We start from the raw sequence: 16,901 nt of genomic DNA, 5'->3' as shown, positions 1-16,901 counted from the left end.
CGCGCGGGGGGGCGGGCCGGGCGGGCCTGCGGGGGGGCTGCCGCCCCCCCCCCCCCCCCCCCCCCCACGCCGCGTGCCCGCGGTAGCCGCCGACGGAAAGGCCGCCACCAGCCACCTCGCCAGAGATGCGGATCGAGGCATCAAGTCCTCGTTGGAGTGGCTGCGATCGCCTGCCCTTCGGGCGATGCCGCACCGGCTCGCGACGACGGCGTACGGGTGCGGCCCGCCTATCGTGGCGGTGGGGCGGCACGATCTATTGCCCCACCATCGGCGATGCTCTTGCCAACGTCGGAAGGGTCCAGGAGGTTCGATCATGTCCAAGGACTCGACGACCAAGGCGATCGTCAAGGCGATCCGGCGGACGCAGGGAGGCCATCCGAGGACCAGCAGACCAAGGACGATGATGAGCTATGCCCCCAGGTACGCGAGCGGACCATCGTGGAGGACCGCGTGAACAGCCTGGTCCTTCACCGCACGCGATGGTTGATCCGGGCCATCCACGGATCGGAGCTCGACGGTACGCGGAGCACCCGCTGCTGAATCTGGCGACGCTATCGCCAAGGCCCGCACAATTCCTGGCACGACAGCGCGGCATCCGCCAACCCCACACACCTTGTGCACGGAGGAACGCAGACCATGGACCACGTATCTCAGCTCATCCAGGAGCGGAGTGCCCCGCCGGCCACGCTGGTGATCTTCGGAGCCTCCGGTGACCTGACCCGGCGTAAGCTGCTGCCCGCAATCGAGAGCCTGGCTCGGCACGAGCGGCTCCCGGACCAGTTCGCGCTGGTCGGCGTCGCGCGCACGTCGATGACCGACGAGCAGTTCGCCGAGAGCGCCCTCGGCGAACGCACCCTCGCCAGCAAGCGCCAACTCCAGGGCGGCGTGCGGTACGTGTCCGGCGGCTACGACGACCCGGAGACCTACAAGAAGCTCGTGGAGACCCTCGACGAGCTGGACGCACAGCGGGGCACGTCCGGCAACCGGCTCTTCTATCTGTCCACGCCGGCCGGGGCCTTCGAACCGGTGATCAACGGACTGGCCGGTGTCGGGCTCAACCAGCCGGCCGAAGGCTCCTTCTCCCGCCTGGTCATCGAGAAGCCGTACGGGCGCGACCTGGTCACGGCCCGCGAACTCGACGGCGTCGTGCACAGCGCCTTCGACGAGCACCAGGTCTTTCGTATCGATCACTATCTGGGCAAGGACACCGTCCAGAACGTGCTGGCGCTGCGCTTCGCGAACTCGATCTTCCAGCCCATCTGGGATCGCTCCTGGGTCGACCACGTGCAGATCACCGTCGCCGAGACCCTCGGCGTCGGCAGCCGCGGCGGCTTCTACGAGGACGCCGGCGCGATGCGGGACATCGTGCAGAACCACGTGCTCCAGGTTCTCGCGCTGGCACTGATGGAGCCACCGGCCTCATTCGAGGCTGAGGGCCTGCGCAACGAGAAGGTGAAGCTGCTACAGGCGATCCGGCTCCCCACCGACCGGGACATCGCCGAGGCCGCGGTCCGGGGACAGTACACCCGGGGCGGCACCCGCGAGGAGCTGATGCCCGGCTACCGCGAGGAGGCCGGCGTCGATCCCCTGTCGCGGACCGAGACCTACGCCGCGATGCGGCTCAACGTGGACAACTGGCGCTGGGCCGGGGTGCCGTTCTACGTACGCACCGGCAAGCGCCTGCCGGCCCGGCTCACCGAGGTGGCACTGCAGTTCCAGCGACCGCCGCACCTGCCGATCCCGACCGACCAGCTCACCGGCCTCGATGCTGACGCGCTGATCCTGCGGATCCAGCCGAACGAAGGCATCTCGCTGCGCTTCGGCGCCAAGGTGCCGGGCCACTCCTTCCGGGTCCGCACCGCGACGATGGAGTTCTCCTACGACCAGACGTTCGTCGAGGAATCCCCGGAGGCGTACGAGCGTCTGCTCCTGGACGCGCTGATCGGTGACGCGTCGCTGTTCATCCGCAGCGACGAGGTGCAACAGTGCTGGCGGATCGTCGACCCGATCATCGACAACTGGGCGAAGGACAACTCGCCGATCCCCACCTACGAGGCCGCCTCCTGGGGCCCGACCGACGCCGACCGGCTCATCGGCCGCAACGGCCGCAAGTGGCGCAACTCCGCGTGACCCTGCCACCGCGAGTGTGACCGCGCTGCTGAGCCCGATCGCTTGGTCTCACCAGGGAAACGCAGCGCGGTCCTCTCCGTGCGCCGGTCATCGGAGTCGATGGCCGGCCGCGCGGGCCGGGACCGGGCCTCGCCGAAGCCGTGCCCTCGTCGGCTAGCTTACGAGTATGGCTGGGCTGCGGATTCGCGGTCCGGGACCAGAGCAGCACCCTATCAACGTGGGCAGACCAGAAGCGGGGACGAGCGTGCGCAAGTGGATCGTCGGCTGTGTGTCCGTAGTGGTTGTGGTGCTGATCGGGCTCGTGGGCACGCGCGTCCTGCTACGAGACACCACCCGGTTCGACGACCGCGCGTACTCGGGCAGCAGCTTCAGCAAAACGCCTGACGAGGTCTTCACCGACTTTGACATCACCCTGCCGGCGTGCACCGACGGGCGGATGCGCTACTGGGCGGGCAGTCTGGATCTGTATCTGACGATCACCGCACCGCCGGACTGCGTCAGCCGGTTCATCGAGGAGAACCGGCTGAGCACCTCCGAGCCGCTGCCCGCCGCACCACTGACGGTCACCAGAGATAAGCGGGCGGCGGAGTTCGGCTGGACCCTGCCCGCGGACCGGGTGTACAGATCACACCGCCGCGAGGAGGACAACGTCGAAACCAAGGCATGGACCGACGACGCCGCCGAACAGTCGCTGTATCTGACCGCCTGGCACCAGTAGCTCCGCCCGCCGGCCACTCATACACGGGGATGTCGAACGAGGAGGACCCGCCTCATCATGGGGCGAACGATGGGATCCGCGGTTCAGGTTCGGGCGAGCCGACGGACGGCGAGGAGCGTGGCCACCACCGCCATGCCGAGCAACACCGCCACGGCGGTCGGGTTGAACCCGGCGCCGTGCCACGGGTCGCTGACCGCGTCCATCAGCGGCCCCATCGGGGTGAAGTCGACGGCGGTGTTGAGGGCGTCGGGCAGCAGGTACGGCGGAGGCCCGCCACCGGCGATGAAGAAGAGCCCGAAGAAGAGCAGCAGTCCCACACCCTGGGCGGCCCGCGCGGTCGGTAGCAGCGTCCCGAGCAGGACGCCGAGCGCCGCGAAGGCCAGCGTGCCGACGAGGAACCCGGCCAGCACCCCGAGGGTCGAGGACGGCGCGTTGAGGTCGTACCCTCCGAATCCGATCGCGATCATGAGAGCTGCGGCGACCGCCGCCATCAGCGCGGTGACGATGATCTGTGCACCCGCGAGCGGCCAGGCGGAGACCCCGGCCGCGCGGAACCGCCGCAACACTCCCCGTTCGCGGTACGCGGCCAGGTGGGTGGGAACGCCCAGGAAGCCCATCACGGCGATCGCCGCGGCGGCGTACACGGGTACGTAGAAGTCGACGCCGCCGATGCCGCCCATCTCCGGATCGGGCTCGTTGCCGAACGCGCCGGCCAGCAGGACCAGCAGGAGGGCGGGAAACGCCAGGCTCATCAGCAGGGTGATCGGTTCCCGGCCGAGCAGTTTGATCTCGGTCCAGACGATGCGGGCGGTCATGGCGGTCTCCTCCGTGGTCAGTCGCGAAGCCGGCGACCGGTGGTGGCGAGGAAGACGTCCTCGAGCGTGGGATGGTGAGTCCGAAAGTCGTCGGGAAACAGCCGTCGTTCGGCGAGGGCAGCCGCCACCGGCACCGTGGCCCGGGCCAGCCCGGCGATGGTGACCACACCGCCGGTGGTGCTGACGTTGCTGACGCCCGGTATTCCGGCGAGGAAGCCGACGTCCTGGCCGTCGGCGGTGAAGGTGATGGTGATCGGGCCGCCCTGCTGGGCGGTCAGGGTGTCCGGGCGGTCCAGCGCGACGACCCGACCGCCGTCCACGATGGCCACCCGGTCGCAGAGTGCCTGCGCCTCTTCCATGAGGTGGGTGACGAGGACGACGGTGGCCCCCCGCTCGCGTACCCCTCGGACCAGGTCCCAGGTCGCGCGGCGCGCCTGCGGGTCCAGCCCGGTGGTCAGCTCGTCCAGGAAGACGACCTCCGGCTGGCCGAGCATCGCCAGGGCGAGGAAGAGCCGCTGCCGTTGGCCGCCGGAGAGCGCGGCGAACGGCCGGCGACGCAACGCGGCCAGGTCCCAGGCCGCCAGCGTCGCCTCGACGTCTCCGGCGGACCCCGGCGGGGTGAAGAGCCGGATCGCCTCGGCCACCCGCAGCCGGTCGGGCAGGGCGGAGGACTGCAGTTGCGAGCCGATCCGGCGGCGCAGCGGTTCCGGCTCGCGGGCCGGGTCGAGGCCCAGGACCTCGACCCGGCCCCCGTCGCGTCCCCGCAGACCCTGCAGGCACTCCACGGTGGTGGTCTTGCCCGCGCCGTTCGGGCCGAGCAATCCGAAGATCTCGCCCCGCCGCACGCTGAACGACACGTCCTCGACGGCGACCACGCACCCGTAGCTCTTGCGGAGATTCTCGACCCTCACGACGTCCATGAGGTGACGCTACGAGAGGGCCGGGCCTGGCACGTCCGCCAAAGGCGGCGTTCGGGGCTACTCCGAAGGAGGTACGGCCTGGACCAGCCCCGTCTCGTAGGCGACCACGGCCGCTTGGACCCGGCTCTCCACCGCGAGCTTGGTCAGGACCCGGGAGACGTGGGTCTTCGCGGTCAGCTCGGCGATGTGGAGCCGGCCGGCTATCTCCCGGTTGGAGCAGCCGCGGGCGATGAGTCCCAACACCTCCCGCTCCCGCTCAGTGAGGGCCGCCAGCGCGGGCGGCGCGGGGCGGTCCCGTCGCAGCCGAGCGGCGACCAGATGGTCGACCAGGCGGCGGGTCGTCGACGGCGAGATGACCGCGCCGCCGCGCACCGCCGACCTGACCGCCTCCAGCAACTGCACCGGCGGGGTGTCTTTCACCAGGAAGCCGACCGCCCCCGCCTCCAGCGCGTCGAAGACGTTCTCGTCGGTGTCGTAGGTCGTCAGGATCAACACGTGCGGCGGGTCGGCGGCGGCCAGCACCTGGCGGGTCGCCGCTATCCCGTCCAGCTTCGGCATCCGAATGTCCATCAGCACCACGTCGGGCCGGTGTACGGCGGCGGCGACCACCGCGCGTTCCCCGTCCTCGGCCTCGGCCACCACCTCGATCTGTGGATCGGAGTCGAGAAGCGCCCGGAACCCGGCCCGCAGCAGCGCCTGGTCGTCGGCGATCAGCACTCGGATCACGGCGCCTCCAGTGGGAAGGTCGCGGTTACCCGGAACCCGTCGGGTCCGCCAGCGGTCGACAGCTCACCGTCGTAGAGGGCGACCCGCTCGGCCATCCCCCGCAGGCCCTGGCCAGGAATGTACGCCGGATCGGCCGCGCCCGGGTCCTGGACCTCCACGGTGAGCCGGTCTGGTTGGTAGCTGATAGTGAGCTGGGCCCGTACGCCCGGGGCGTGCTTGATGACGTTTGTGAGCGACTCCTGGACCACCCGGTAGGCGGCCAGGTCGAGGCCGGGTGGGAGCGGCACCGGCGGTCCGGAGGCCGCGACGGTGACGGCGACCCCGGCGTCGCCCGCGGCGGCCACCAGCGATGGCACGTCGGCGAGGCCCGGCTGCGGTGCTGGGGCCGGGCCGATCTGGTCGTTTCGGGCCGGGTCGCGCAGCACGGTCAGCATGCGGCGCAACTCCGACAGTGCTTCCCGACCGGTCCGCTCGATGACGGTGAGCGCCTCGGCGGCCTGCGCCGGGCGGACGGCGACCAGGTGAGCGCCGACGCCGGCCTGCACGGTGATGACACTCATCGCGTGGGCGATGACGTCGTGCAGCTCGCGGGCGATCCGGGACCGCTCGTCGGCGATGGCGCGCTCGGCCAGCGCCTGCTGCGCCGCCCGCAACTGCTCGGCCTTGACCTCCAGGTCCTCGGCGTAGCGTTGCCGGTCGTCGATGGCGACTCCGAGGACCCAGACCGCACCGCAGACCACGGCGACGTAGAGCAGATCGGTCACGCTCACCGGCCACTGGCCGGCGATGACCGCGGCCATCATCCACAGGGGGGTGACGAGGGCGATGGCCCGCTGCCAGAGCGGTCGGCGCCAGGCGCCGGCGGCGTAGAGCGCGACCAGCAGGGGTAGCGACTGGAGGAAATGGCCCTCGTGCGCTCCGTCGAAGGGCGTTTGGAGCCAGAGCGGGTACGTGACACCGAAGACGAGCACGATCGCGACGGGATTCCATCGGATCGCCAGAACCGGCAGGGTGTTGGCGAGTAGCAGGGGTATGGCGCGGAGCGGATACTCCTCGACGATCCGCCACTCGGGAACGGCGAACACGATGGTCAGGAGCGTGGTGAGCCCGACGAGGGCACGTCCGGACCGCATTGGGTCAGCCTACGGCTCACCGCGCCTGATACCGACTCCACGAGGTGAGGGACGGCGGAAGCTCGACCATCGTGGCAGGCTACGGCGGTGATCGTCAGCTCGCCCAAGGTTGTGCGCGCCACCGCAGCAGTGCTCGTCGCGCTGCTGTGTGGTGCCTGCGGAACAGGTCGCCAAGACGCCGAGGTCGAACCTCCGCACGAGGCGACATCCTCCGCGTCGGCGGCACCGCAGCTTGGAGATCGAGGCTCGACACCGAATGGACCCGTTGTGCTGCCCTGGGTCGCAGCGATCGTCGCTCGCGACGACACCTCGATCACCGTGGCCACCACCCTGGACAGCGCGAGCTGCGGAGAGCCCGAGCTTCGCCCGGAGGCGACGATCACCCGTCAGGACGACACCGAGGTGGTCATTTCGGTGACCACGAGCATCGCGCGAGCAGAAGAAGAAACCTGCGCCGCCACCGGTGACGACGCGCCCGCTTTCGTGTCGCTGCGGGAACCCCTGGGTGACAGAGTTCTGCGCGACGCCGCCACCCCCCGGCCGCATCCGACGTACCACGAGCGAGATCTGCCGGACCTCCGTGCCGACAAGCGGTGGGATCCCGCCGGAGGACACCTGACGTCCCGCGACGCACGCTGGTCTCAGCGCTACAGCAACGCCGGCGGCACAACTCTTGTCGTCACCGCGCAGCCCACAACTGGCGCACACCGGTCGCCCACTGTCGCCACGGTCCGGGTCCGTTCAGGACAGGGCACCATCACCAGCAACGGCGCAGCGGGCTCGTGGACGGTCTGGTGGGAGGTCGGGCAGGTCACGTATTCCCTGTCGCTCGCACCGCCAGAGGGCCACGGCCTCACTCTGAAGCAGTTCAAACAACAACTCGCCGGCTTCAGGTGGAGTTGATCGTGGCCCGCTGACAGCACCCGCGAGCCCCTGGCCGATCTGATCGCCGCCTGGCTCGACAGCCCGGCGCTGCCTGCACCATCTCGCTGACGACGCCGGACGCGACCACCTCCCGACACCTCACGCCGATCCCGGACGACCGACGCAGCCACCCGTGGCTGGCCCGCCGCGCCGGGACCGGCACCTCGAAGTCAGGGCCGGAGCCACCAGGGGCTGGTGTAGGCGACCGCGAAGTCGTTACAGGGATGACCGGCTGGGCCGGGGGTGCCGTTGGCCAAGGACGGGTCCGAGATCCGCAGCACCACCCAGTCGCCGTCGGTGACGTCGAGCGGCACGGTGAAGTCGGTGACCTGACCGTTGACGGTGTCGATGACGTCGGCGACGGCCGGCGCCGAGGTGCCGGGACGGAGCACCTGGATCCGCAGGGGCTTGCCGTCCCAGGCTGAGCCGCGGTCCAGATCGAGGAGGAACCGAACGTCGCCCGAGGCGATGTTCAGTACACCACCCATGCGTACACCGTTGGCGGTGGCGTCCACTCGTAGCCCCGAGACGCGTGTGGCGAAGGAACGGCGAGCGGCCATTGCCTCGAACACCGCGGCGCGGGTGTTCTCGGCGACCCACAGTCCGCTGCGGCCCTTGCCCTCATGGAAGCCCCAGGTGGTGCCGTGCTCGTCGGTGACGCCGGTCAGAGCCGGCCGCCAACCGGCGTTCAGGCACGCGACCAGCGGTGACGTCACACCCGACGACCAGCCCTCGAAGAGGAAGTCGTCGGTCCGGTTGAACATCTCCAGCCCCACGAGCTGATCACGGACCGAGGCGTTGAAGGAGAAGTTGTTGAACCGGCCGACCTCCCGACCGGGGTGATTGAAGCTCGCCAGGCCACCGGGCCGGCCGGCGAGCCAGTTGTACAGGCTGCCAGGGCTGCCGGCCCGCAACAGGTCAGCGAAGTCCGAGGTGTTCCAGACGTTGATGTGCCCCTGCAGCGGATGCGACCACTCGAACCCGCGGATCGCGGTGAACTGACCCGGGTCGTTGGCCGCGTTGGCCAGGTCACCTGTGGTCCGCCACTCGGACGAGCTGAGCCCGTCGATGGAGAAGAGCGTCGCGTGATCGGTGAGCGCGGCGACGTCCAGACCGGCCTCGCGCATCGAGGCGAACGCGGCCTCGGCGCTGCCGTCGCCATCCGACATGACCGTGTGGTTGTGCATGTCCGCATGGACCAACGTCGTGCCCTCGGTGATCAGGGATGACCGTCCGGCGCCAACCGCGGCGGTCGGGGCGCCGGCCATCCTCGTGTTGGCCGCCCGGGCCGCACTCGGCAGCGCGGCCAGCATCAGCGTCCCGCCGGCACCGACCAGAAGCGCCCGTCGGCCGAAGCCTGCGGGGACCCGAACCTGGCCGTACGGCACCTCGTCGTCGGGTCCATGGTCATGATGGCAGTGGTCTGGGTGATGTCCAGTCATGGATATATGGGGATCGACGGAGCTGGCTGAGACGTCACGCCGAGTCGTCGGTCAGGCGAACACTGCGGTACGCCTCGTACCGCATCGGCCGCACCCTGACTCACGCGCGGATCGAACGGCCGAGAAGTGCGACCGTCGGAGTACAGGTCGGGCTACGGGGAGCGTTCACTCACGATCGCGCGGTGCCGGCGCAAGCAGTCGCAAGGGCGTGACGTCGGCCAGTGGTTCAGCGTCGGGGCTGGGTACGGAGCGGGGCAGCAGCTCGGCGAGACCGGCGCGTGTGGCCACCACGATCAGCCGGTCGGTGCGGACCAGTGGGCGACGTTCCGGCAACGACCAGATGGTCTGTCCCGTCCGGCCGGTCCGCACCGCGATGACCCACACCGCGCCCGGCTGGTTGACGTCGCGGCAGTACCGTCCCTCGAGTGCGGATCCGGCGCCCACGGGGAACTCGGCCACCAGCAGCACCCGACGGCCGACCGAGATGGTGTCGACGACCTGCTGGCCCATCATGGCGGCAGCGAACGCCGGTGCCGCCAGGGATGAGACGCTGCGTGACTCGTCGATACTGAGGATGCGCTGCGTACGCTCCGCGAAGCCGTCGTCGAACAGCCGTAACACCAACCGCAACGGAGGCCTGACTGCTGCCGACCGTACTCGGTCCGCCTCCTGCGAGGACCGCCCGGACAGGGCGGTCTCCAGGTTTGTGACATCGTCGTCGGTCAACACCACAAGCGCCCGGCAGGTGTGTACGGACGCGGCTCGCAGTGTCTCGGGGCGGGTCGCGTCGCCGACAATCACCGGCAGTCCCAGCTCACGGGCGACACCGATGCCTCGTGCGGACTCCGTGCGGTCGACGGCGACCACGGAGATGCCGACGGAATGCAGTTCTTCCAGGACCCTGGTGCCGATGTTGCCGAGTCCCACCAATACGACATGGTTGTCGATCGGCTCGATCATGCCGCCAGCGGCGACCACCAGCCGGGCGCGGACAAGTGAGTCCACCACCAGGGCCGTGACGGTGGGAAGCAGCGCCACCCCGGTGGCCACCAGCACCACCGCGGTCACCTTTTCGGTGAGCGGTGCGGCGGAGTCGACCTCGGCGGCTCCCATCGCTGTCAGCAGCGTCAGGTAGGCGGACTCCCCAAGGTTCACACCACGGGTGTACGCCAGCAGAACACTGGCCGCGGCGAGTATCGCGGCCGTGCCGGCCAACGCCAGTCGCAGATTGCGGCTGAACACCAGACCGAGGGCCCGAAGGAGGCGCGGCCGTCGACGCGGCGGGTCCGTTCGGGGCCGTCCGTATGCGCGGACAAGTACCAGGTCGGCCGAATCCTGGTCCGCTGGAAGGACGACCGGCTCCGTGCCGGTCGTGTCGGCCAGGCCGCAAACCACATCCGCACCGGCCGGGTCAACGGCGCTGCGCATCGCGCTACGCAGCAGCTCACCGTCGGGCAGCCGCAGGTACGTCGGTGTCGCGTCCCCGAGCGTGGCGGCAACGAACGCCGGTGCGGCAATCTCGGATCCCGAGAGTACGGCGCAGTCCCCGAGCATCGTGGCCACGCCCTCGCCGAGCACCGGGTTGAACAGTCTGACCACGATCCGCACGTCGGGAGCCAACTCCCTGGTGATCATGGCGGCGTCCACATTTGTCACGTCGTCGACACCGACGAACGCCACGGCCGCAGCCTCCCGGACCCCAGCCTGATCGAGCACCTCCCCGGTCAGACGACGGGCCGTGATGATCTCCGGCTGTCCCTCCGCCACGCCGAATTCGGAGGCGAGGTCAGCTAGGTCGGGTACGTGGTGGTCGCTCAACGACGGCAGGACCACGGTGACCGCGACACCGTAACGGTCTGCCAGTTCAAGGACCAGACGGCGAGCCACCGCACCGTCCCCACAGACAACAAACCGCCGCCGTCCCGGCTCCGCGGTAAAGCTCTGCCTGGTGTCTTCGGACACAGTCGAATCGTAAACGAGGAGGGACAGGGTGACGTCGACCACGAGGTCGGCTTCGTCGTGCAGGTGGTGGCCGATCCGGCGCATCTGTACGGCCGTGACGTCGCGGACGCCACGCCCCCTTTGCTGCCTGACAAGATCAGAAATGGCCAGTCGGACGAATCCGGATGGCCTCTGACCGGCGTCGGGACCGTCGCCCGGAGGGCCGGGACGCGAGGCTGAGTCGTACTGCCAATGGGGAAGACACCGGATGGCCACGCGGGCACATCGCGAAAATCTCCTCGTCCGACTGGCTGCCTCTGTGGTCGCCATCGCCACGGTACGAATTCAACGCGGTCCATCGCAAAGCCGACTGGACCACGAACCGAGCCGACGACGAAGAACGTCGCAAGCCTGAACGGAGGCGAGCGGCGCCGATGATGCCACCGCGGTGCTGGCGCGCCCTCGTGACACAGGCCATCGAGCCGTCGCACAATCCGTGGCATGAGTGCCGACGAAATGCCACCGCCGGTGATCCTGCGGGTCCAGCAGCCCACCGACCCGGTCGGCGCGGTCACCGAGGACGACGCGGCACGGCGAGCGGCGGCGTACCCGAAGATCCGCGTCGGTGCCCCCCTGTTCGGCCACGCCGTGCAGGCGGATGACGGGCGGTGGCAGGTCTACGCCGTCATCTCGGACACGCCGCAGGCCGCCCGGAACGACCTCGCGCACCACCTCATGGAGCAGCTCGACGAGACCACCGACCCCCCGCTGGCTGCGGAGTTGACCACCACGCTCGGCGTCCTGGACCGGGAAAAGGTGAACGAGGTGGTGATCACTGGCCGCGTACACCGCATCGTGCGGGTGGACACGTTCGCGCGGTTCGGCCCGGACGGGCCGGAACCGCCCCGCCCCACCGACCCCGACCCCCGCGACGCCGAGGACCACGACAGCTTCCTCACCCCGGAGATCGTCATCGACCCGGACGCGGCGACCGGCCTGAGTGAGGCGAGGCTGCGGGTGGAGCTGACAACCGCGCACTACCCCCGCGCCCAGGTGCCCGCCAACGTCTACGCCGACAGCGTCGCCGCCGTCGCCTCCCACCCGGTCGGAGTCATCCTGCCGACCCGCTACGCCGCCGCCGAATCCGTCGGCGGGTCGTGGCGGCCCTACAGTCGCGCGGTGGCCACACCGCAACTGGCCCGCGACGAGATCGCCTTCGGCCTGCGCCACATCGAACCGCGCCTCCTGAAGCTGACCGACGACCAGACGGCCGCCTACCACCAAACCGCCGACACCCTCGACGCCAAACCCGTCGACGACGTCACGGTGCTCGGGCGCCACTTCCGGGTCACCCGCATCGAGACCCTGCTTCGCACAGACTCCAGCGGCCCCGAACTGCCCCGCCCATCGGACCCCGATCCAGACCAGCCACCGGGCGCGGACCGCCACCGCTAGGACGAGCAACGGCAGCACCATCGGCAGACAGGTTGCGACCGGCGGGCCGACCGGAGAGGAGACCCGGGTTCGGTGTCGTCGGAAAACCTCTCGATTCGAGCGGCGGGGATCGACCACAATGCCACAGTGGAACGCGAGCGTCTGGTGAAGTTGAGCAAACGGATGTCGAAGGCACTCCGGCATGATCCCGACCGGGCCGGCCTGGTGCTCGATCCGGCGGGTTGGACTCCCGTCGACGCTCTACTCGCTGCCCTACGGATCGAGCGGGCCGAGTTGGACGCGGTCGTCGCCGGCAACGACAAGCAGCGGTTCGCTGTCGAGCGCGGCACCGACGGGGTGTTGCGGATCCGGGCCAACCAGGGCCACTCGGTCCCGGTGGACCTGGGGCTGCCTGTGGTGACCCCACCGGACCGGCTCTATCACGGCACCAGCGCCGGTGCGCTGGAGTCGATCCGGGCCACCGGGCTGCACCGCGGCGGCCGGCACCACGTCCATCTCTCCGCCGACACCGAGACCGCCCACCGGGTCGGCGCCCGACGGGCCGGTCGGGTCGTGATCCTCACCATCGACGCGGCGGCGATGGCCGCCGCCGGGCACGTGTTCCACCGCAGCGCCAACGGCGTCTGGCTCACCGACGCGGTCCCTGCCAGCTATCTGCTCGACTGAGCCCTGGCCTGGCCCGGCCGCTGTTCCGGCGGGGTCGTGCGGCGCCGAACGGGCTGCGGCACGAGACATCCGGCGCGGCAACCTCGGGCCCGGACAGGAGCCGATCTGCAGCACATCCACAGATGTGGCCTTGGGCGACCCGAGACGCCCGTCGGCACCAGCCGGCCCGGGAGCAGCAACAGCTGAGCACTTCGACCTCTACTGGGAGGTCACGACGTACCGCCCGACCGGGAGCTGACCGTCCAGGTGGGCGCGAATTCCTCACGATCACCGCCTGGTCGGCGGCAGATTCGCGTGTTCGAGCATGGTTTGCGCTCAACATGGACTCTACGAGAGGGCGTCAGTCCGGTTCGGCGAGGCGGGCGATGACGCGACGTAACTGCTCGGCGTAGGCCTGGAGGAATTCCGGCGAGTCGGCGGCGAGACCGGTCATCCGGCGGGCGACCTGGGGCAGCACCGTCGGCGCCAGCGTCGCCGCGAAGAGCAGCACTTGGACGTACGCCGGGTCCAGATCGTCGGCGAGCTCACCGGCCTGCTGCCGGCGACGCATATCGTCGACCATCGCGGCGAAGTAGGCGTCGGTCGCCGGGTCGGCATCGAGGTCCGTGGGCCCCTCGGCGCGGGTGAGCCCCTCCCAGGCGAGCAGCCGCGCCCACGACCGCTGCGGGTCACCGGGGGTGAGGAACCCGCTCACGATCTCCGCCAACGTCAGGTTCGGTCGGGCGACGCCGTTGGTCGTCTCCCACTTGCGCTGAAGGGCCCGGTAGAGGCCGTCCTTGCCGTCGAAGTAGTACGAGATCAGCTGCTGGTTGACCCCGGCGCGAGCGGCGATCGCGCCGGTCCGGGCACCGGCGAAACCATGCTCGCTGAACTCGATGAACGCCGCGTCGAGGATGCGCTCACGGGTGCGCTCCGGATCGCGTTTGCGCTGTTCACCACTTGGGGACCGGCGAGGCTTGCCCATGAAGATCACCGTAACACGGTCATGCGGGCAACTACTCTAATCAACTGCTTGATTGACAATGCCAGTCGTTCAAGTGATAGTCGTCGCATGGACCAACCCCACGTCATGATCATCGGCGCCGGGATCGGCGGCCTGTGCCTGGCCCAGGGCCTGCGCCGCGCCGGGGTGTCGGTGACCGTCCACGAACGCACGAAGGCCCGCACCGATTGGCTGCAGGGCTACCGCATCCACATCAACCCGAACGGCAGCCGAGCGCTGCGCGCGTGCCTTCCGCCCTCCACCTGGCAGGCTTTCCTCGACACGGTCTCGATCGACAGCGGCGGCTTCGGGTTCACCACCGAGCGGCTCAACGATCTACTCCGCTTCACCGCCGAGGAGATCACGTCTGCCGACGTTCCCCCCGAGAGCCGGCACTATGGCGTCAGCAGGATCAGCCTGCGCGAGGTGCTGCTGTCTGGCATGGATGACGTGGTGCGGCTGGACCACGAGTTCACGCACTATGAGGCCACGGCCGACGGACGGGTCACTGCCTACTTCGCCGACGGCGGCACGGCCACCGCCGATGTGCTCATCGGCGCTGACGGCGCCAACTCACGAGTACGCCGCCAGCTACTCCCCCACGCGCGACGCGTCGACACCGGCGTCGTGGCGGTCGCCGGCAAACATCGCCTCGCCGACGCGGCACTACCCAGGGTGCTGACCCACGACGTCAACCTCGTGATCCCGAAGAGCCGTGGATCCTTCTTCACCGCGGTGTGGCACCCCGGCCCGCAGGTGATCGCTCCGCCGGAACAGTTCTTGCTCGACAACACCACGCCCTACCTGCTCTGGGGCTACACCGATGCGGCGACGGCTTTCCCGACCGAGGCCGTCGAGTCCCTCTCCGGAACGGACCTCCAGCGCCTCGTCCTGGACCGGACGGTCGAATGGGCACCGGCGCTGCGGGAAGTGATCATCGGCTCCGACCCGCAGACGATCAACGCCATCCGGGTGCGTAGTGCCACCCCCGTCGACGCGTGGGAGACCGGACGAGTCACCCTCCTGGGCGACGCGATCCACAACATGACACCGATGGCGGGGATAGGCGCCAACACGGCACTGCGCGACGCCGCCCTACTGTGCGGCAAGCTCACCGAGGTCCACGCCGGCACGACCGCGATGGTGTCGGCTCTGCACGACTACGAACGTCAGATGCTCGACTACGGCTTCGCTGCGGTACGACAGTCGCTGCGCAACGCCCGCCAGGCGAGCACCACCAACCGCCTGACCAGGGCCGCGCTCCGCGCGACACTGCGTACCGCCAGTGCCTTACCGCCGCTGCGCCGCCGGATGGCCACCCAACTCGGCCAATAGCGACGGATGTTGAACGGTGATCACCACATGGCCGCGCAGTCAGCGGTCGAGTCCCTGACGGCCGGGCCTCGGCGATCGACCGGCATCCGAGGACGTCACTGCGCTGGTGCTTCAGTATCGAGGGTGATCAGGCTCCACACGGCGACCGGCAGAATCCGCAGTCTGGAGGCACGGAGATCGACACCCGATTGACATAGCCATTCGGTCCAACGCATAGATATACTCGAAGTATGTTCTCCATCTCTCCATGTGCCTGTGTCGACTGTCTACGACTCGGGGGAAGTCGGACACTCCCGGTGGCCACATGCCGCCTGACAGTCGGATGAGTGGGGTGAGCCTGCTGCCACCGGAGGAGCCCGGCGCGACGGGATCGCGGCGCGACCTGCGGGTGTGCTTCTTCGGTGACTCGTTCACGGTGGGGGTTGGCGATCCGTCAGGTCTGGGCTGGGTGGGGCTCGTGGCCGCCGCCGCCCGTGCGCAGGGCCATGATCTGACCGTCTACAACATGGGGGTTCGCCGGGACACATCCCTGGACGTGGCCCACCGTTGGCTTCCCGAAGCCCGTGTCCGCCTCAAGGACGGGCAGGCTTTCGGGGTCGTGTTCGCGTTCGGGACCAATGACGTGGACATGCAGCTCGGCCAGGTTCGTGTCCCGCCGGGCCGATCACTCGCGCTGCTTGCCGCGATGCTCGATGACGCCCACGCCGCACGGTGGCACACGCTTGTAGTGGGGCCGCCGCCGGTGCTGGACCGGCAGGCAAGCAAACGGGCAGCCGATCTCGCCGCCGCGATGGCGCAGGTGTGCACCACCCGAAGCGTGCCGTTAGTCGATGTCACGGAGCTAGCCGCAGACCCGATCTGGAGCCGGGAGATCGCTGCCGGTGATGCCTATCATCCGTTCGCGGCCGGTTATGCCCGCCTCGCCGCCCTGGTAGAGCCAGTTCTCCTGCGGTGGCTGGCCGGCATGCCAGCCGACCTGGGGTGCTCAGATGGATCAAATCCCTGAGGGCTTGACCGTCCGCAAGCAGCGCCGAAGACCATCGTCGGGTTCTCGCGGTACTTGATCACTGGTGGGGCGAATTCAAGAGCGCCTGACAATCCATGCATCTGCACCGGGTCACTAGTCGGTCGTCGTACCCGCGGCGTTCCAGACCAGTACCGCCTCGCAGGAGCCGCTATCGGTGCGCCGCGCGGTGAAGGTCACCTCCCGGTCGCCCGGCAGCAACCGGGCCTCGCCGAGGAACTGCTCGTCCACCAACCTGACCCGCAATCTGTCCCCGGCGATCGCCCGTCCCTGTGCCGTGATAACCCAATCGACCACCGGCGAGCAGCCGCCCCGCAACTCCAACGATCCGGTCACCCGCGTGTCCTCGGCATCGTCGAGCGCGAACCCGGTGGTGACCGAACCACCGCCGGGAACCGTCCACACCATCTGCCGGGGCGGGCAATTGGCGACGCCCTGCTGAACGCAGATCGGACGATTGTGCTCGCGGGGTCGGTCACCGGACTGGTGGGTCAGCCCCGGCGTGGGATCGGTGCTCTCGTCGTGCCAGTACACCAGCCCGCCCCACAGCACGAGGCACGGCGCGAACACTATGCACACCGCGAGCGCCTGGAGCAGATTGGTCCTTACCGCCTTGCCAACGGACACGTCCATCACCCCACCCGGGGAGCCTCCACCAGCACACTTATTGAACCACTCCGATGTCACAGT

General features: G+C 69.3%; 15 protein-coding genes. 7 read left to right on the top strand and 8 right to left on the bottom strand.

Going from position 1 to position 16,901, the window contains the following annotated elements; genetic code table 11:
* Positions 1 to 636: 636 nt before the first annotated feature.
* Positions 637 to 2,130, top strand: a complete 1,494-nt coding sequence (gene zwf, locus ACPXBU_RS00650; protein ID WP_425755612.1) for a glucose-6-phosphate dehydrogenase — start codon at positions 637 to 639, stop codon at positions 2,128 to 2,130.
* Positions 2,131 to 2,296: 166 nt separating this feature from the next.
* On the top strand, positions 2,297 to 2,848 hold the full coding sequence (locus ACPXBU_RS00645) for a hypothetical protein (RefSeq protein WP_425755610.1): 552 nt from the start codon (positions 2,297 to 2,299) through the stop codon (positions 2,846 to 2,848).
* Between the two features lie 83 nt (positions 2,849 to 2,931).
* Here ACPXBU_RS00645 and ACPXBU_RS00640 read toward each other — a convergent pair whose 3' ends face one another.
* From ACPXBU_RS00640 to ACPXBU_RS00625, 4 genes are read right to left on the bottom strand one after another with little or no spacing between them, the layout of a single operon-like run.
* Complete coding sequence (locus ACPXBU_RS00640; RefSeq protein WP_425755608.1) at positions 2,932 to 3,663, bottom strand: ABC transporter permease; 732 nt, start codon at positions 3,661 to 3,663, stop codon at positions 2,932 to 2,934.
* 17 nt (positions 3,664 to 3,680) lie between these two features.
* A complete protein-coding gene (locus ACPXBU_RS00635) occupies positions 3,681 to 4,583 on the bottom strand; it encodes an ABC transporter ATP-binding protein (protein WP_425755606.1) in 903 nt (300 codons plus the stop codon).
* Positions 4,584 to 4,640: 57 nt separating this feature from the next.
* Positions 4,641 to 5,309 carry a response regulator gene (locus ACPXBU_RS00630; RefSeq protein WP_393368185.1) on the bottom strand — a complete coding sequence of 223 codons (669 nt, stop codon included), beginning with the start codon at positions 5,307 to 5,309 and terminating at the stop codon, positions 4,641 to 4,643.
* A complete protein-coding gene (locus ACPXBU_RS00625) occupies positions 5,306 to 6,442 on the bottom strand; it encodes a sensor histidine kinase (protein WP_425755603.1) in 1,137 nt (378 codons plus the stop codon). Before ACPXBU_RS00625 ends, ACPXBU_RS00630 begins: the two co-directional genes overlap by 4 nt.
* 87 nt (positions 6,443 to 6,529) lie before the next feature.
* Between ACPXBU_RS00625 and ACPXBU_RS00620 the strand changes: the two genes are divergently transcribed.
* A complete protein-coding gene (locus ACPXBU_RS00620; RefSeq protein ID WP_425755602.1) occupies positions 6,530 to 7,345 on the top strand; it encodes a hypothetical protein in 816 nt (271 codons plus the stop codon).
* Between the two features lie 191 nt (positions 7,346 to 7,536).
* Here the strand turns inward: ACPXBU_RS00620 and ACPXBU_RS00615 are convergent, their stop codons facing one another.
* Both ACPXBU_RS00615 and ACPXBU_RS00610 read right to left on the bottom strand, forming a co-directional pair.
* Positions 7,537 to 8,808: a CehA/McbA family metallohydrolase gene (locus tag ACPXBU_RS00615; RefSeq protein ID WP_425755600.1), complete on the bottom strand. Its 1,272-nt coding sequence runs from the start codon at positions 8,806 to 8,808 to the stop codon at positions 7,537 to 7,539.
* Between the two features lie 165 nt (positions 8,809 to 8,973).
* The gene (locus ACPXBU_RS00610) at positions 8,974 to 10,854 is read right to left on the bottom strand and encodes an NAD-binding protein (protein ID WP_425755598.1); all 1,881 of its coding nucleotides are present in this window, start codon (positions 10,852 to 10,854) and stop codon (positions 8,974 to 8,976) included.
* Between the two features lie 396 nt (positions 10,855 to 11,250).
* On the opposite strand from ACPXBU_RS00610, the gene ACPXBU_RS00605 reads away from it, so the two are divergent.
* Together ACPXBU_RS00605 and ACPXBU_RS00600 are read left to right on the top strand one after the other, a co-directional pair.
* Complete coding sequence (locus ACPXBU_RS00605) at positions 11,251 to 12,204, top strand: DUF5954 family protein (protein ID WP_425755596.1); 954 nt, start codon at positions 11,251 to 11,253, stop codon at positions 12,202 to 12,204.
* A gap of 126 nt (positions 12,205 to 12,330) precedes the next feature.
* Positions 12,331 to 12,870 carry an RNA 2'-phosphotransferase gene (locus ACPXBU_RS00600; protein ID WP_425755594.1) on the top strand — a complete coding sequence of 180 codons (540 nt, stop codon included), beginning with the start codon at positions 12,331 to 12,333 and terminating at the stop codon, positions 12,868 to 12,870.
* A 340-nt stretch (positions 12,871 to 13,210) separates the two neighbouring features.
* On the opposite strand, the gene ACPXBU_RS00595 is transcribed toward ACPXBU_RS00600, so the two are convergent.
* Entirely contained in the window at positions 13,211 to 13,834 is a 624-nt protein-coding gene (locus tag ACPXBU_RS00595; protein WP_425755592.1) for a TetR/AcrR family transcriptional regulator, read from the bottom strand.
* A 48-nt stretch (positions 13,835 to 13,882) separates the two neighbouring features.
* On the opposite strand from ACPXBU_RS00595, the gene ACPXBU_RS00590 reads away from it, so the two are divergent.
* Together ACPXBU_RS00590 and ACPXBU_RS00585 are read left to right on the top strand one after the other, a co-directional pair.
* Entirely contained in the window at positions 13,883 to 15,187 is a 1,305-nt protein-coding gene (locus ACPXBU_RS00590) for an FAD-dependent oxidoreductase (RefSeq protein ID WP_425755590.1), read from the top strand.
* A gap of 331 nt (positions 15,188 to 15,518) precedes the next feature.
* The gene (locus tag ACPXBU_RS00585; RefSeq protein WP_425755588.1) at positions 15,519 to 16,193 is read left to right on the top strand and encodes a GDSL-type esterase/lipase family protein; all 675 of its coding nucleotides are present in this window, start codon (positions 15,519 to 15,521) and stop codon (positions 16,191 to 16,193) included.
* Between the two features lie 114 nt (positions 16,194 to 16,307).
* On the opposite strand, the gene ACPXBU_RS00580 is transcribed toward ACPXBU_RS00585, so the two are convergent.
* On the bottom strand, positions 16,308 to 16,844 hold the full coding sequence (locus ACPXBU_RS00580; protein ID WP_425755586.1) for a hypothetical protein: 537 nt from the start codon (positions 16,842 to 16,844) through the stop codon (positions 16,308 to 16,310).
* Positions 16,845 to 16,901: the final 57 nt, after the last annotated feature.

It is taken from the genome of Micromonospora sp. DT231 (assembly GCF_049847025.1).
In the GTDB taxonomy this organism is placed as follows: domain Bacteria; phylum Actinomycetota; class Actinomycetes; order Mycobacteriales; family Micromonosporaceae; genus Micromonospora.
Note: the sequence above shows the minus strand (reverse complement) of the source record. Positions and strands in the feature narration are given on the sequence as shown.

Excerpts from the sequence above, each read along its gene's own strand:
- ACPXBU_RS00610 (WP_425755598.1), bottom strand. The coding sequence starts at position 10,854 with ATGCGCCGGATCGGCCACCACCTGCACGACGAAGCCGACCTCGTGGTC.
- ACPXBU_RS00595 (WP_425755592.1), bottom strand. The coding sequence starts at position 13,834 with ATGGGCAAGCCTCGCCGGTCCCCAAGTGGTGAACAGCGCAAACGCGAT.
- zwf (WP_425755612.1), top strand. The coding sequence starts at position 637 with ATGGACCACGTATCTCAGCTCATCCAGGAGCGGAGTGCCCCGCCGGCC.
- ACPXBU_RS00635 (WP_425755606.1), bottom strand. The coding sequence starts at position 4,583 with ATGGACGTCGTGAGGGTCGAGAATCTCCGCAAGAGCTACGGGTGCGTG.
- ACPXBU_RS00625 (WP_425755603.1), bottom strand. The coding sequence starts at position 6,442 with ATGCGGTCCGGACGTGCCCTCGTCGGGCTCACCACGCTCCTGACCATC.
- ACPXBU_RS00645 (WP_425755610.1), top strand. The coding sequence starts at position 2,297 with ATGGCTGGGCTGCGGATTCGCGGTCCGGGACCAGAGCAGCACCCTATC.
- ACPXBU_RS00615 (WP_425755600.1), bottom strand. The coding sequence starts at position 8,808 with ATGACTGGACATCACCCAGACCACTGCCATCATGACCATGGACCCGAC.
- ACPXBU_RS00605 (WP_425755596.1), top strand. The coding sequence starts at position 11,251 with ATGAGTGCCGACGAAATGCCACCGCCGGTGATCCTGCGGGTCCAGCAG.
- ACPXBU_RS00580 (WP_425755586.1), bottom strand. The coding sequence starts at position 16,844 with ATGGACGTGTCCGTTGGCAAGGCGGTAAGGACCAATCTGCTCCAGGCG.
- ACPXBU_RS00640 (WP_425755608.1), bottom strand. The coding sequence starts at position 3,663 with ATGACCGCCCGCATCGTCTGGACCGAGATCAAACTGCTCGGCCGGGAA.